Here is a 15,791-nt window from a genome sequence, read left to right as displayed (position 1 = left end):
AGTGTAGTGCGTTCAGCCGCTCACTTCCTCTGTGCTGTGCTCCTCCGCTGATTTTTCTGTTGTTTCCACGCTGTTTTCTTGCCCAACGTATTGAAATAAGAAGTTGAGCGCGGCCGGTAAGCTGGCGCGCCAGACTTGCCAAGTGTGGCCGCCAGGATAAAGGTCGAGACGCACGTCGTTAGGTTGAATGCGCTCCATGGCTTGGCGCATTAGGCGGGCATGAAACTCAGCGTCGTAAACGTCACTGCGCCCCGCGCTGATATACAGCGGCACGGGTGGAGTCTCGGCCTCTTGTCCAGCGCCGCGAGGTGTTACGCGTAGCCGGTACTCCTCAAGATGAGCGGTATAGTTGAGCGATTCCCACAGGTCAGGATCAAACCGACCCTGTTCATCGAGAAAGGCCGGATGACGATGGGCCGATGAGTTGCGCGGTGGCTGCGGTGAGTAGCTGGCAGGGCTTAACGCTGCAACAGCGGCGAATAAGTCAGGCCGTTCCAGCGCGAAGTTAAGCGCGCCATAGCCACCGGCTGAAAGGCCGGCAACGCCACGTAGGCGGCGTTCTTGGCCTACACGGTAGGTAGCTTCCACGTGGGGCATTAAATCGTTAAAAAACGCGCTGCGAGCGGGCTCGTTGTAGCCATCTACCCACCAGCTGCGGCTGCCGGGCATAATATAAACGGCAGGAGGAATGTGCCCTGCGCTAATTAACCTGTCGGCGACTTGCTGCAGGTTGCCGCGTGACACCCAGTCGCGGTCGGTTCCAAACGAGCCGTGCAGCATATAGATAACCGGGTACGCGTCTGTCGCCTGAGCGTCATAATGATCGGGTAAATAAACGCTGTACGGATAGTCGTAGCCGAGCGTGGGTGAGAAGAATTGATGATGCTCAACCTCGCTGGCCAAACTGTGGCCGCTAAACGTTAGCCACCCAATTAGCGCTGTTAAAAGGGCTTGAGATCGGTACGAGCACAGCGATAGCTTGAGTTTGGGCACCTTGCCTCCGGGAATTAAAACGGTTCAATAAGGTCGGACAACGGGACGGCATTAGATGTTCATTATAGTAAGGATGGCGTTGTGTAGCGGCGGGAGGCCCAATGCGGAAAGTTGAAGAGATTTATTGGCTGCGTGCTTACGGCTGCATCGCCGTTTTTTTATTTCACCTATTAGACCATGTGAATCAACGCGTTGATAACGTTGCCACCGATCTCTTGCGCTTGCCACTTGTGTTGGGTACGCCCATTTTTCTGTTTATTTCGGTGTTTGTTTTTGCCGTTCGCTACGATAAATCGGTGCCAGAAGGTTTTCTCATCCAGCGCGTAAAATATGTGATGGTGCCGTATTTTGTGTACGGCTTTATTTACTCAACGGCCGAGTGGGTGCGCTTACAAGGATCGGATGAGCCAGTGGGGTTTATCGCCAATGCCATTGAGTATTTTGTCTACGCGGGTTGGCACGGCTATTTTTTAATCATTGCGATGCAGTTTTATATGGCGTACTGGCTGTTTACACGCTTTCAGCTGTGGCGCTTAAATCCGGTGCCATGGTTATGGGGCTCTTGTGTGATCAGTATGGCCTACTGGGGGCTTGCTTACTGGTTGGGTATTGACCTGCCCGGCTACTTGCTGTGGGTCGCGCCACTAGGTTGGATCTATGTGTTTTTCTTAGCATTGGTGCTGGTACGTTATTACCCGCTAGCGCCAGAAAGCGTGCTTGCCCTACGGCCAACTTGGATGCAGCGACTGGCTCAGCCCGTTTGGCTGGCGCTGCTCGTTGCGCTGATCATTGCGGGCACTTTCGCGGGCCAGCTGGCCTTCTCATCGAAAGAAGTATGGGTGATCCCTTTTTTTGTGCTGTTTACGCTTTGCGCGATGCGCTACTTAGCCGGGCGACCGGTGCCGGTGTGGGTACGTCACGTGAATGCGCATTCGTTTGGCATTTACTTAGCGCACCCCATGTTTTTTGTGCTGGCCGATTTGGCCGTTGCGCCGCTGGCGTTGCCGGTTGTGGTATATGCCTTGGTGCTTATCGTGGTGGGCATAGTGGGGTCGGTAGCGCTTAATAAGCTGGCGAATACCTTTACGCTGGGGGCGATGTTGTTTGGTAAACAGCTTAAAGTGGCTTAAGGGCGGAAGGCGTAAAATAGGCATTAAAGGCGCAGCGTGTATGCAGTACTAAGCGTGTTTGACGCAGCCGACTCCGTGAGTGTTAACTTCCCATAATGTAGCTTATCGCAGTGTATTATTTCTTTAGGTAACAAGAAAAAATGTGCGAGCCAAACAAGAGCACCATCATGTCGAGCGCCCCTTTTTGGGGCATTGACGGGTGTTTTTGTTCTATTTTGGTGCATTGAGCGTGTTTTTAGCCCCTGCCTGGCTTCAGTGAGCGCGCTATGCGCCATCACGAGGCACTAAAGAGTATTTTTTAATGTTTATAAAACAAATGGTTGTTGTTTTTTAATACCATAATGGTGCAGTGTTGGCATGATCTATGCTTTCTCCTGTGCAGTAGGTTTTACAGCGGCTACAGGTCGTAGGCAGAAGCCTTGCGGCATGATAAAACGATAGCCGGCCTGAAAGGCTCGCTCAGCGCTTTGTTTATATTTTTCAGCAAGCGCTTGGGGAGCAAAAAATGACAGGCGTGCGTTTTTGCACGTATTTTGTCGCACAACACTTTTATCGGTAGCTTACTGTCGTTAGCTTTAAGCCACGCTCATACCGGAGGACACTATGTCAGCCAAGACCATAGCGCTAATTGAAGAACATGATGTTAAGTGGGTAGACCTGCGTTTCACTGATACGCTCGGTAAAGAACACCATGTCACCGTGCCTGCTCGCGACGTGACCGAAGAGTTTTTTGAAAATGGCCAGATGTTTGATGGTTCTTCCATCGGCGGCTGGAAGGGCATCAACGAATCCGACATGATTCTGAGCCCAGAGGACGGCTCTGCCTACCTCGATCCTTTCACTGAAGACGCTACGCTGGTGCTGCGTTGCGACATCATCGAACCTGCGACGATGCAAGGCTATGATCGTGATCCGCGCTCCATCGCTAAGCGTGCAGAAGCGTTTCTGCAGTCTACAGGCCTTGGCGACACCGCCTTCTTTGGTCCTGAGCCTGAATTCTTTATCTTTGACGAAGTACATTGGAAAACCGACATGCAGGGTTCCATGTACAAAATCTCTTCTGATGAAGGCGCTTGGGCGACTGACAGCGTCGTGGAAGGTGGTAACTTGGGCCACCGTCCGCGCCTGAAAGGCGGCTACTTCCCGGTTCCGCCGGTTGATAGCTTCCATGATATTCGTGGCGCTATGTGTAATACGTTGGAGGCGATTGGCCAGACCGTGGAAGTTCATCACCACGAAGTTGCCAACGCAGGTCAGAACGAAATCGGCGTTAGATTCAATACGCTGGTGAAGAAAGCTGACGAAGTGCAGGAAATGAAGTACGTGATCCACAACGTGGCGCACGCTTACGGTAAAACGGCCACCTTCATGCCCAAGCCGCTAGTAGGCGACAACGGTTCTGGTATGCACGTCCACCAGTCGTTCTGGAAAGATGGTAACAACCAGTTCGCCGGTGATGAGTACGCAGGCCTGTCTGAAATGGCGCTTTACTACATTGGCGGCATCATCAAGCACGCTCGTGCGTTGAACGCGTTCACCAACGCTTCTACCAACTCGTACAAGCGTCTGGTGCCTGGCTACGAAGCGCCGGTAATGCTGGCCTACAGCGCGCGTAACCGTTCAGCTTCTATTCGTATTCCTTACACCGCTAGCCCGAAAGGCAAGCGCGTAGAAGCTCGCTTCCCTGATCCGACCGCTAACCCGTACCTGGCGTTCTCTGCCATGTTGATGGCTGGTATCGACGGCATTAAAAACAAGATTCACCCTGGCGACGCCATGGATAAGAACTTGTACGATCTGCCGCCAGAAGAAGGTAAGGCGATCCCTACGGTCGCGAACAGTTTGGATCAAGCATTGGAAGCGCTCGACGCTGACCGTGCGTTCTTGACCGAAGGTGGCGTGTTCACTGACGATATGATCAATGCTTACATTGAGCTCAAAATGGAAGAAGTTAATCGTGTTCGCATGACGACTCACCCGATTGAGTTTGATATGTACTACAGCTGCTAATCAGCGCATTAGCCGTTGACTGTTGCTGGCGAGATGTTAATAGCAGTGATAAACCCCGCTTCGGCGGGGTTTTTTTATAGCGAGCACCAAGTTGGTGCAATAATAAAAGCGTTAGTGCAGTGCGATGCGATAAAAGGGCTCGATTCTTGGTATTACGTTGCTCGCAGGCCGTGCAATCGGGCATAGGTGCGTAATTGGCGCGCTTATTGCAGTCTCTCATTCATCATCCACCTGTAGGTCTGTAATGGCGATGGAAGACGCGATTTCTCAGGACGGTTTCTCAGAGCATGCAATGCACCAGCGCTTGCTCGAACATCTCACTACGGCAGTATTGCTGCTAGATGGCGAGCTGAGCGTGCGCTGGATGAATCCAGCGGCCGAGGCGCTGTTAGCGGTTAGCCTGAGCCGTGTGCGTGGGAGCAGCCTGGATACGTTACTAGGCGGTGATGAAAGCATTGATGAGGTGTTGGCCAAGGCCCGCGATGCCTTTCACCCTTATACCCAGCGTGAGGCGCGTATTACGCCGCTGAATAGCGATCCGCTGACGGTCGACTATACGGTCACGCCGCTATCAGACAATGAGCTGCTGCTGGAAGTAGAGCCTCGCGATCGATTGATGCAGATCTCCCGAGAAGAGGCGCTGACCACGCGCCAAGAAACCATCAAGATATTAGCCCGAGGGCTTGCCCACGAAGTTAAAAACCCGCTAGGCGGTATTCGTGGTGCCGCACAGCTGCTAGAGCGAGATTTAGACGATCCGGCGCTGCGCGAATATACCCACATTATTGTGGAAGAAGTGGATCGGCTTCGCGATCTGGTCGATTCCATGCTGGGCCCCAATCGGATTCTTAAACATGAGCCGGTGAATATTCACCGGGTGCTGGAACGCGTACGCACGCTATTAATGGCTGAGCATCCCGATGTGGCTATTAATCGCGATTATGACCCTAGCTTGCCCGATCTTTCCGGCGATGAATCGCAGGTAATTCAAGCCGTGCTCAACGTGGCGCGTAATGCGGTGCAGGCCATGAGCGATGCCCAAACGCCTGAGCCCACCCTAATACTGCGTACTCGTGCCCGGCGCCAGTTTACCCTCGGTGCAGAGCGTCACCGCTTAGTCAGTGAAGTTGCGGTTATTGATAACGGCCCTGGCGTTCCCGATGCGCTACACGAAACGCTTTTTTACCCCATGGTATCGGGGCGTGCTGAAGGCAGTGGCCTTGGGCTATCTATTGCCCAGTCGATTTTGCACCAACATCAAGGGTTGATTGAATGCGATTCCCGAGCCGGACATACCGAGTTTCGCTTACTGATTCCATTGGTCTTAATTTCACCGGAGAAACGTCATGACTGAGGCGACACGTACTGATGTTGCGCGGGTGGTGATTGTCGATGACGATCGCGCTATCCGTTGGGTACTTGAACGCGCATTAGCGCAACCCGATCTTGACGTTGAATGCATCGAGCGTGCGGATGTTGCATTGGCCCGCGTGCTGGAAAGCCCGCCGGATGTGTTGGTGACCGATATTCGTATGCCGGGTATCGATGGGTTGGATTTAATGTCGCGAGTCCGCGAGGCGCATCCTGACCTGCCGGTCATTGTAATGACGGCGCACTCCGATTTAGACAGCGCCGTCGCTTCTTATCAAGGCGGCGCGTTTGAGTACCTGCCCAAGCCGTTTGATGTTGATGAAGCGCTGGCGTTAGTACGCCGCGCGGTGGCGCATGCCCGTGAGCGCGAACGTCAGCGCCCGGCCACTGTGCCGGAAGGCTTAAATACCGAAATTATTGGTGAAGCCCCGGCGATGCAGGAAGTATTTCGCGCGATTGGCAGGCTTTCGCACTCGCATATCACGGTGTTGATTAACGGTGAGTCTGGCACCGGTAAAGAGCGTGTCGCCCAGGCGCTTCATCAGCATAGCCCGCGATCAGGAAAGCCGTTTATCGCCTTAAACATGGCGGCCATTCCACGCGACTTGATTGAATCGGAGCTGTTTGGCCATGAGAAAGGCGCCTTTACAGGGGCCGCGCAGCAGCGCCAAGGGCGCTTTGAACAGGCCAACGGCGGCACGCTGTTTCTAGATGAAATTGGCGACATGCCCGCTGAAACCCAAACGCGCTTGCTACGTGTGCTGGCCGACGGTGAGTTTTATCGCGTCGGGGGGCATACGCCGGTCAGGGTCGATGTGCGCATTATCGCCGCTACCCATCAAAATTTAGAGGTACTGGTGGACGATGGTCGCTTTCGCGAAGATCTATTCCATCGGTTGAACGTGATTCGCATTCATCTGCCCAAGCTTGCTGAGCGGCGCGAAGACATTCCCCGGCTAACGCGGCATTTTTTAGCCGAAGCGGCAAAAGAGCTAACCACCGATATTAAAGTGCTCACCAGTGAAGCAGAAACACATCTGACGCATTTGCCGTGGCCTGGCAACGTCCGTCAGCTAGAAAACATCTGCCGCTGGCTGACCGTCATGGCCTCAGGGCGTGAAATTCTTGTTGAGGATCTGCCTCCCGAACTGCGTTCGCCCAACGCCACGGATAGCCGTGTTCACGGCGACTGGCGCACGGCGTTTCGCGATTGGGCCGACCGTGCGTTGGCAGAGGGCCACACGCATTTGCTGGAAGAAGCGGTGCCGGATTTCGAACGGATTTTAATTGAGACTGCCTTGAAGCATACCGGCGGTCGCAAAGGGGAGGCAGCAGAGCTGCTTGGTTGGGGACGCAATACGCTGACCCGTAAATTGAAAACGCTATTACCGGCGCTGGCAGATGAGTGAGCGCTATTGTTGCGCTTCTATACGCAGGATCTCGGCCCTGATGGCCTCGGCTTCTTCCGTCAGCGTGGCGTTGGCGCGCATGTCGCCATTACGTGATGCCTCCATCGCCGCCTGAAGTTTGCGTTCATAACCTTGCTGCAGTTTCTTTTTGGGGTCGCGCTTAAACATGCCTAACATGAGCAAACTCCGCACTGAAATGTATACTATTTGTATAGCTTTTTAAGGCTCGTGTCGAATGTTTGTTGTATGTTGGCCGGCAAGGGCTTGACGGGCATCGGCACCGCACTGATGTAAGAAGCGTTCGAAATCGAGCAATATCGTATCGAGGCAGGCATGCAGACGATGATCGTCATCGACCATGCGTAGCGACAGCCGCTGAAGGCGGGCGCGTTCGATCACTGGCCCCGGAGCAATCACATCATCACGCCAGCCGTGAATAATGTGAGTATGGCGTGCTTGAATGTTGGGGGACGTTTCAGGGTAATCAATTAAACCCAGAGCCGGGGCCAAGAGAAAACAGCCCAGCACCGGCTGCTGGGCACTGACCGTCGCACTTAGCCAGCCACCTAAGCTTGAGCCTGCTAGCACGCAGCAGGCGGGGTCATCTCCACGTTCGGCCAACACCGCCAGCAGGTGAGTTAGGCGTTGCTGCGGTTCTGCCATACCCCGGTAGTCCATGACGACGGGTTCGCAGTCGTCCAGCTTTTCGGCGATGCTCTTCAGTGCTTGAGTTTTCAATGCACCCGGCCCGCTCTCCAAGCCGTGAGACAAGTAAACAGTCATCATCATCGTTATTCCGCTGAGCGTTGGATAGCCTGGCCACCCTGTTCAATGTCTTCCCCTGCGCCGCGAATAGTATTGCAGCCGCTGAGAAGCAGCGCGGTGATGATGAGAATACCAATGGCAACAGCTGATTTCATGGCGGCCTCCTTGAAGGCATAGTTTGCTAATAGTATTGACTGAGCGCTAACGGTTGGCACCCCTTGGCGAGGGCACTCTTTTCACCATCAGATACTTTTCACCATTAGATAATAAACTAATCCCTGTCGCGTCGTTTCGCTACGGCTGAGTGAAAGAAATGCGCACTTATGTCGTGTGCTTATGTCGCATGTGTCAGTTCTATACATTAATTAGGTATTTTAAAAGACGTTTTTGAGCGTGATTTGTTTTTTAAGAATATGTTTTTAAATGTTTTATTTTTTTATACGGTGAATTGGCCCAGCGTGTGCAACAACTAATTTGTAGCGATAATCGCAGCCATCGATAGGTAGTCAAAGATTTGCATTCAAAGACAGGCATCGCTACACAAGGTTAGGCAACAGTTATTGAGCATCGTTATTAAGCGTCGTTTTTCATTTTAATTAGTCATGTCTAAGTCGTCCTTATGGGGCGGGCTAGATTTTAGAAGTTAAGAACTTAGGAATTGAGAACTTAGAAACCAAAAATTCAAAAACCGAGTGAGTGGGCTGAGTACATAAGGAAGGCAGGAAGCCGAGTAAAAGTACAGGGAGCAAAAGGACAACCCGCTTACTCATTGGTTGCAGCGCAAAGAGGCGCTGTTCATCAACGCCAGGGACCGGAATCGATGCGAAACAGCCATCTCATGAAAATGAGGTGGCTTTTTTGCGTCTGGCGTTTACTAGGGTAAATAAATATTGTTCTTTATGTTTTTTGTGCATAGGTTTTGCATAAGTAAAAATTTTGTACAGATTAACACCTTGTTTTGGTCTATCCTTTTAGCAAGTGTAAATATGCTGCGGTTAGAAGGCGTCAACGTCACAGCCGCACACTGACAGGGACAAGACTATGGCCATGGCATTGATGTTGTGCATGTTTTTTTTGTTCTTAGGATTTTCGGGCGTTGGGCTGTATATGATGTTTAAAACATCTTTTATGGCGCGGCTGGATGAGCGCGACGACATGCCACCCGGTATGTAATCCACCACGGTTCCAGTATGGCTCGTGTCTTCTAGTAATTTGCCCGTATTTTGAGATTTTTATAGGCATATGAAAAACGCCCGCTTAGCGGGCGTTTTGCGTTTAGCCCACCCAATAAAGACTGATCAGCGCAAATGCGTAGCCCAAGGCGGCGCCTGCCAGCACATCGCTTACGTAGTGCAATCCCAAGCCCACGCGCGAAATCGCAATTAGCAGGGTTAACGGCACAATCACCGGCAGCAGCCAGGGAGTGTGCGCGGCGACTAATACGCTAAACATGACTGCATGCATGGTATGGCCGCTAGGAAAGCTGTAGCGATCACGCGCGGGTTCGCAGCACTGAATATCCTCACCGTAGGTAATAAACGGTCGCTCGCGGCATAGCCGTGTTTTCACCAGTCGATAAACGGCCATGGCAAACAGCGCGACGACGCTGTACTGCATGACTCGCCAAGCGCCATCCGGTTGAAGCCAGGGTTGGGCCATGATGAGCAGCGCCCAGGCAGGCCAGTCGCCTAAACGGCTGGCGGCCTGCAGCGTGAAACGCCACGGCGAGTACAGCGATAGGCGGGAGATACGCTGGCAAAACTGCCATTCCAGCAGGTCAAGACGATCGAATACGACAAGCGGACGCGGGCGCATGGTGTGCCTCCTGGGCTTGGTGTAAATAACGCAGAAACTGCTCGGTAATACCTGACCAACTTTGCTCAAGCGCGCGTAAGCGTGCCACGCGGCCTAGGCGTGCGTAGTCAGCGGGATGCTGGCACAGATCTACCGCTGCCCGGCGAAACGCAGCACTATCTCCTGCGGTGACGGTGACGCCATTGCGGCCGCTGCTGATGAGCTCAGCGCTGGCGGCGTGATCATAGGCCATCACTGCCAAGCCGCTAGCCATGGCTTCCCCCACCACGTTGCCCCAGGTTTCTGAAAGCGAGGGAAAAATAAATAAGTCGGCACTAGCATAGTGGCGAGCGAGGGCCTCCTGGTTAATGAAGCCAGTGAAATGCACATCGGGTAGAGCCCTTTGTAATTGTGCCCGAGCGGGGCCATCACCCACGATCACCTGGGCCATGTCGGGGCGCACTTCACGCATAGCGTGAAAGCTTTCTTGCAGTAAGGTGAGATTCTTTTCGGCGGCTAATCGACCAACGTACAGCGCGACTGGCTGGTGCTCGCTAACGCCCCAACGGTTACGTAACTGTGGGTCACGGTATGCAGGTGAAAACCGCTCGCCGTCTAACCCCCGTGAAAGCACGTGAACGCCTCGAATGCCTTGGTGCGTTAACGCAGCAGCCTGTGCGTGAGTAGGCACCAATGTTGAGGCGCAGCCGTTATGAAAGTAGCGAAGATAGCGAAGGGCCGTCGACGCCAGCCATGTGACGCCGTAATCTTTGCAGTAGTGGTCGAAATTGGTGTGCCAACCGGCTACCAGGGGAATGTTGAGCCGCTTTGCCGCTTGGCGCGCCGCCCAGCCTAGGGGGCCTTGAGTGGCCAAATAGATCACATCGGGACGATGTGTTCGCCAAAATCGTCGCAGCGCGGCCGGTGTTGCCAAGCCCACCTGGACATCGGTATAGCCGGGTAGTGCAACGCGTGAAACCTGTAGCTCGTGGTTAATGCGCGTGGTATTTCCAGCCACGCGTGGGCGTGGGCGAATAACGTCAACCGGCACTCCTTGCCGATTGAGCTCACAGCTTAGCCGGCTCAGCGTATGGGCGACGCCGTTGATGTCCGGTGACCATGTTTCACTAACGATACAGAGCCGCATGAGCGATTCATCCCTTCATCACGTTTATACGCAGTGTGGGAGAGGAGAATGACACTGCTGAGTCAAACCGATGAATAAGCGATGACTCGCGGGCATTAGTCCGGAAGAAACAGGGTGGCTGACCGGGAACAATGCGGGATGGACTTAGATTTAGATGACCTTGTCCTGAAGAATTGATCAAGACGATGAGCATGAAGTTCCGTTTTTTACTCCCCCGGCCCGGCACTCATCTTCAAGCGCTAATTGGAATGCCCCAGCTTCGCCGAACCGAGATATCTTAAAAAAGGCCGCCCGGTACTACGCAAGCCTGCCCGAGTGAAGTAGCGGTTTATTGCTGACAACAGTGACGACTTTCCTGTGCGCACAATGTGTAACCTGCTTCATGTCTCACGAAGTGGCTACTACGAGTGGCGCTTCAGGCCGTTATCAGAGAGGACTATCGACGACGCCCTGGCTACTCTGGTGGTGGGGAGATTATCCAATGACCGTATCTTTCATTCTAAACCTCAGGGTAAATAAATCGTAAAATATAACATCACCTACCTGTGGTAAGAGAAAATTTTACCTAACCCTAGGAGAAGCAGTCAAAGAAACACATTGCCTTTTAGCTTCACGCTCTTGTATTTTTAATGACCTCATATAAGCTTCTCTACTCCTTAGCTTATCCCAGTATTTTTTAATGCCATCTCCAAACTTTTCTTCCATATCTAAATATGAGGCTAGCATTAGGGAGTAACCAACGGATACGTCGGCAGCAGTGAACCTCCCGGAACAAATATAATCTTCGGACAATAGTCTATCGTTAATAAATTTAAGCCTTGAAAGAAACCAGCGTTCATAATCGTTCGCCACTTGTTCTATTCTTCTTTCTAACGATTCAAAGTACTTGTATCTAAGGATAAGGGTCTGCGGAAAAGTAAGTGTAGCTTCTCCGAAATGAAGAAAATTTAAATAGCAGCCATAACTTGGTTCCGCTACTCCAACCCCCATTTTATTAGCAGAGTAGCGGTCGGCTAGGTATTGGCACACTGCCGATGACTCTGTCATAAAGGTGTTATCATCATAGAATGCTGGAACAGTTCCCAAGGGGTTTGTTTTTTTGTAATCTTTTTCTAAATGCCTTGGGGGAAAGTCATGCATCACCAAATCATACTCCATCCCCAGCTCTTCCAGCATCCATAAAATCCGAAATGACCTAGCACTCATACAGTGGTGTAAAGTAATCATAAGTACTCCTAAAAATTATATTGAATGTAAAAACTAAAAATTACTTAAAGACCATTTCCAGCAGCAATAATATAATTGCTAGTAATAGGGCTATCAGCACACAGGCCAATGTGATTAGAGCCACAAAGGGATTGCCGCGCGGTAAAGGCCAACGATCTCCACCCCAGGCGGCATCGATGGAAAACACTCCGGTAAAGGCAGTGTCTTCCCACCACCAGCATTACCATAGTGGTGGTCTTGCTGGCCTCGATCAGCGTGATAACAGCAAACAGCGGGGCCATCAGGCGGCCGAACCACTCATTGAGTGCATCTATACCCCTGGCAATGGTGTTCATGAAAAGGCTCTCTGAAACGAGTGAATCAAACGTATCGGGGTGTTGGAGGTGCCAGAAAGAGGCCGGGGCGCGTAAGCCCCGACCTGATTACTGGTTTATACAAGCTTCAAGTTCTTCAAGGGAGGGTAGGTTGTCTGTGGTGCGGCTCATGTTGAAGGGCACGGTCAAGTCGCGCCAGATGGAGTAGTGCTCTAGATAGCTGACCATGGAGTGATACACTTGTGCTGTCATTGGATTTTCACATGCACTTTGAATAATAACTTGATTAGTAATTTCTTGGATTGTTTCTAAGTCTTCCTCTGATAGCCTATGAATCTCAACTCCTGCCTCAAGAAAACTTTCAGCCCCTTCAGTTGATTTTCTTTCAAGCCACGAGAGCGACCAAGCCATAGTGGATTCAGCGGCAATTTTTAGTTTATCTTGGGTTTGCTCTGAAAGATTATCCCAGGCATCCTTATTGATCATTACGCCCAGAACACTTCCTGTTTGATGCCAGCCAGGAACAGTCCAATGTTCAACGACCTCTGCAAACCCAGCGTCGTAATCTACTCCAGGAGTATTAAACTCCATTGCGTCTACAATGCCTCGCTCAACAGCTTGATAAATCTCAGCGCCAGACAGCGATACTTGAGAACCTCCCAGGCCACTCAAGACTCTTCCTTGATCTCGCCCAGCCAGGCGAACCCTTTTTCCGTCAATGTCATTTAAACTAGTAATTGGAACCCCTCCCATCAAGCCAGATTCGCTACCAACAATGCCATAAGGGAGATAGACTATATTATATTCCCCATAAACCTCTTGATAGAGTTCCCAACCGCCCCATTGCATTATCCAATTAAGGTAGTCAACACCATTGAACAACATGGTTGTAGTGCCTAACGGAGAAAAGGCCGAGTCAGTACCTGCCCAATAACCTGGCCAGTCACCAGAAGCTTCGATGCTTCCTGTTTCTGTGGCATCGAAGACTTCTGTGCTTGGCATAAGGGTTCCGCCAGCACGAAATTCAATAGACAACTCGCCATCCGTAAGCTTATTTACAGTCTCGACCCAGTGTCGATCGATCTCAATTAACCCCAAGCTCTCTGGCCAAGTCGATGTCATAGTCCATGTATCTTGAGCATTTGCTGTTGCCGATAAGCTCAGCAAAACTGTTGAAATGATCGTTTTAATTAAATTTGTTTTTTTCATGGCCATCTCCAGTTGTTATAAAACATCGTCTTTTGGGTAGTTTTTCAACATGATAGGAGCTAATTAATTTTCTTAAGTTGCAATAAAGTCTCCAGGTGGATTAAAATTCATCGTCGTTTTGGTCCTCTTCAAATCAGTGCCATGAGCAATGATATTTATGTTGGAATTGTTCGTAAATACTAGATAAGCAATGCAGTTCCATATAATTTTTTGTTACATTCTTTTAAGCTTCCCACGTATAATTTTTCCAGTAGCTGTCTGCGGAAGCTCATCGATGAATGTTATTTCACGCGGATATTCATGTGCTGCTAAACGCTTTTTAACATGACTTTTAAGCTCTTCCGAAAGTTCCTCGGTTGGCTCATACCCTTCCGCCAACACAATAAATGCCTTTACTATTTCAGTCCTCAGTGCGTCAGGCTTTCCTACTACAGCAGCAAGTCGTACAGATGGGTGTTTAAGTAAACAATTTTCAATTGGTGCGGGGCCAATTCGATAACCCGCACTAGTTATGACGTCGTCATCTCTTCCAACAAACTTAAAGAAGCCATCTTCATCCTGCACACCCAAATCACCGGTTACCAACCAATCGCCAATAAATTTTTCTTTAGTGGCCTTGGGGTTGTTCCAGTATCCAATAAACATAACAGGGTCAGGGGATTTGATAGCTATACTTCCTAACTCACCACTTTTAAGAATATTTCCCTTGTTATCTATAACTGCAACTTTATGACCTGGTACAGACTTACCTATATGCCCTGGCTTATGAACGCCCATCTGTGCGCTAGATGAAACCACAATATTGCATTCAGTCTGCCCATAAAATTCATTTATTGTTACATCAAAAATTTTGCGCCCCCAGTCAAGAAGTTCTTCCCCTAGTGACTCTCCGCCACTTGCAATACTTCTAACATTCAGGTCCCACTTATTCTTAGGGCTCTTCTCTTGCCGCATAATCTTAAGTGCTGTTGGGGGAAGAAATACATTTCTTACCCCAAAACTTTCAATGAGAGAGAATGCTTCTTCAGCATTAAATTTTAACATTCGCCTAGCAATTACAGGGACACCAAAATACAGCGATGGCAATAAGACATCTAATAGGCCGCCAATCCATGCCCAGTCCGCAGGTGTCCACATCACATCTCCGGTTTGTGGAAACCCATCATGTGAAATTTGAACACCGGGGATATGGCCAATCAGCACCTTATGAGAAAGAACAGCACCTTTCGAGCTCCCTGTAGTACCTGATGTGTAAATTATCATGGCCGGGTCATCTGCTGACGTTTTCTTCGCTGAAAAATGCTCATCAAACAGAGATATATCTTTATGAAAGTCAATAGAACTAATATCTGACTTACAGGGTTCTATAGAATAAATTATCTCAATGCTATTAAGATCATTGATAATAGGTAATAAATTCTCGCCTCCCCTAGCATCCGTTATAACCACACGCATGGAGCAATCATTCATTCTATGAAAAACAGCATCTGGACCAAACAAGCTAAACAAAGGAACAGCAATAGCACCTAATTTATAACAAGCAAAATGAGAAACGGCCGTTTCAGAACACTGTGGCAGGTAAATGCCAATTCTATCTCCAGACACCACCCCCTTTGCAGCCAAACTATTTGCTAACCTATTTGACTTTTCCTGCAACTCTTTGTAGGTTATCTCTTTACTCCCCCCTTGGTCGTCGACCTCTATCAGCGCAACTCGTGAATTATCTTTGTTAGCCCATTTATCACAACAAACATCCGCGATGTTAAAATCTCGACAACTCGGCCAAGAGAAATTGCTGACAATATCTTCATAATTTGAAAAAGAACTAATCATATCCCCTCCTTAAAATTATTATTGAAGCCTGATAATTTTTGATATCATCTCCGCCATATTTCGACAGCCAAGCTTTTTCATAACCTTAGATCTATGCGCTTCAACTGTCCTGTAGGATATACCAAGCTCTTTAGCTATTTCTTTACACGTCAGGCCGTTAGCAATATATCCTGAAACCTCTCTTTCCCTAGCTGATAGGATCTTACTTGGCCCAGAGAAATCTTCAGCTTCAGAAAAGCTCCAAACTGCCAGCTTGAAAGGATCTTGTGGAGTTAATGTTCTACCCGAAGCTCTAGCCCAAAAGATCTTGCCCCCCTTGGTTTGCATAAACCTCTCATCTACATAAGAGGCAGACTCCATCAATTCTGAATAACTTTTCTCACCAATCTTGTTGAAGTCGGCAACGGAGGGATAAAGCTTCAAAATCAATTCTCCTAAAAGCTCCTCCTTTTCATACCCAAACAACTCGCAAAATTCTGCATTACAAATTTTTATTGATCTACGCTCAGTCAGCACAAGGGCAACAGGAGCATATTCAAAAACTAGGTTCTCAACTTCATCACTAAGCACAGAGCTCATGGGCGGCATC

At 50.0% G+C, this 15,791-nt stretch carries 15 protein-coding genes; 4 read left to right on the top strand and 11 right to left on the bottom strand.

The features are described 5' to 3' along the window. Positions 1-12 precede the first annotated feature (12 nt). A complete protein-coding gene (locus ACT3TR_RS16475) occupies positions 13-993 on the bottom strand; it encodes an alpha/beta hydrolase (protein ID WP_444625762.1) in 981 nt (326 codons plus the stop codon). A 101-nt stretch (positions 994-1,094) separates the two neighbouring features. On the opposite strand from ACT3TR_RS16475, the gene ACT3TR_RS16470 reads away from it, so the two are divergent. The 4 genes from ACT3TR_RS16470 to ntrC all read left to right on the top strand — a co-directional run bounded on the left by ACT3TR_RS16470 (position 1,095) and on the right by ntrC (position 6,913). Then, positions 1,095-2,123 carry an acyltransferase family protein gene (locus ACT3TR_RS16470; protein ID WP_096276450.1) on the top strand — a complete coding sequence of 343 codons (1,029 nt, stop codon included), beginning with the start codon at positions 1,095-1,097 and terminating at the stop codon, positions 2,121-2,123. A gap of 603 nt (positions 2,124-2,726) precedes the next feature. Next, entirely contained in the window at positions 2,727-4,133 is a 1,407-nt protein-coding gene (glnA, locus tag ACT3TR_RS16465; RefSeq protein WP_444625763.1) for a glutamate--ammonia ligase, read from the top strand. Between the two features lie 292 nt (positions 4,134-4,425). Then, positions 4,426-5,487 carry a nitrogen regulation protein NR(II) gene (gene glnL / locus ACT3TR_RS16460; protein WP_096282218.1) on the top strand — a complete coding sequence of 354 codons (1,062 nt, stop codon included), beginning with the start codon at positions 4,426-4,428 and terminating at the stop codon, positions 5,485-5,487. Continuing rightward, positions 5,480-6,913 (top strand): nitrogen regulation protein NR(I), encoded by a 1,434-nt coding sequence (gene ntrC / locus ACT3TR_RS16455; RefSeq protein ID WP_444625764.1) that lies wholly within the window; start codon positions 5,480-5,482, stop codon positions 6,911-6,913. The genes glnL and ntrC overlap by 8 nt, the downstream gene beginning before the upstream one ends. Positions 6,914-6,916: 3 nt before the next feature. Here ntrC and ACT3TR_RS16450 read toward each other — a convergent pair whose 3' ends face one another. The 10 genes from ACT3TR_RS16450 to ACT3TR_RS16405 all read right to left on the bottom strand — a co-directional run bounded on the left by ACT3TR_RS16450 (position 6,917) and on the right by ACT3TR_RS16405 (position 15,781). Continuing rightward, positions 6,917-7,090 carry a DUF6435 family protein gene (locus tag ACT3TR_RS16450; protein WP_441686420.1) on the bottom strand — a complete coding sequence of 58 codons (174 nt, stop codon included), beginning with the start codon at positions 7,088-7,090 and terminating at the stop codon, positions 6,917-6,919. A gap of 42 nt (positions 7,091-7,132) precedes the next feature. Next, positions 7,133-7,699, bottom strand: a complete 567-nt coding sequence (locus ACT3TR_RS16445) for a YqiA/YcfP family alpha/beta fold hydrolase (RefSeq protein WP_444625827.1) — start codon at positions 7,697-7,699, stop codon at positions 7,133-7,135. Positions 7,700-7,704: 5 nt separating this feature from the next. Then, on the bottom strand, positions 7,705-7,833 hold the full coding sequence (locus tag ACT3TR_RS16440; RefSeq protein ID WP_441669175.1) for an entericidin A/B family lipoprotein: 129 nt from the start codon (positions 7,831-7,833) through the stop codon (positions 7,705-7,707). 1,120 nt (positions 7,834-8,953) lie between these two features. After that, entirely contained in the window at positions 8,954-9,493 is a 540-nt protein-coding gene (locus tag ACT3TR_RS16435) for a phosphatase PAP2 family protein (protein WP_444625765.1), read from the bottom strand. Continuing rightward, positions 9,456-10,619, bottom strand: a complete 1,164-nt coding sequence (locus ACT3TR_RS16430; RefSeq protein ID WP_444625766.1) for a glycosyltransferase family 4 protein — start codon at positions 10,617-10,619, stop codon at positions 9,456-9,458. The genes ACT3TR_RS16435 and ACT3TR_RS16430 overlap by 38 nt, the downstream gene beginning before the upstream one ends. Positions 10,620-11,180: 561 nt before the next feature. After that, positions 11,181-11,846 carry a glutathione S-transferase family protein gene (locus ACT3TR_RS16425; protein WP_444625767.1) on the bottom strand — a complete coding sequence of 222 codons (666 nt, stop codon included), beginning with the start codon at positions 11,844-11,846 and terminating at the stop codon, positions 11,181-11,183. A gap of 44 nt (positions 11,847-11,890) precedes the next feature. Then, positions 11,891-12,181: a hypothetical protein gene (locus ACT3TR_RS16420; RefSeq protein ID WP_444625768.1), complete on the bottom strand. Its 291-nt coding sequence runs from the start codon at positions 12,179-12,181 to the stop codon at positions 11,891-11,893. An 87-nt stretch (positions 12,182-12,268) separates the two neighbouring features. Then, a complete protein-coding gene (gene dctP / locus ACT3TR_RS16415; RefSeq protein WP_441686431.1) occupies positions 12,269-13,369 on the bottom strand; it encodes a TRAP transporter substrate-binding protein DctP in 1,101 nt (366 codons plus the stop codon). Between the two features lie 213 nt (positions 13,370-13,582). Beyond that, complete coding sequence (locus ACT3TR_RS16410; protein ID WP_444625769.1) at positions 13,583-15,202, bottom strand: acyl-CoA synthetase; 1,620 nt, start codon at positions 15,200-15,202, stop codon at positions 13,583-13,585. Positions 15,203-15,220: 18 nt separating this feature from the next. Then, positions 15,221-15,781 (bottom strand): LuxR C-terminal-related transcriptional regulator, encoded by a 561-nt coding sequence (locus ACT3TR_RS16405; protein ID WP_444625770.1) that lies wholly within the window; start codon positions 15,779-15,781, stop codon positions 15,221-15,223. Between the last annotated feature and the right edge of the window lie 10 nt (positions 15,782-15,791).

Origin of the sequence: Halomonas sp. AOP12-B1-6 (assembly GCF_052379225.1) — a bacterium.
GTDB lineage: Bacteria > Pseudomonadota > Gammaproteobacteria > Pseudomonadales > Halomonadaceae > Vreelandella > Vreelandella casei.
The sequence above is the reverse complement of the archived record's forward strand: the minus strand, read 5'-3'. Positions and strand labels throughout refer to the sequence as shown.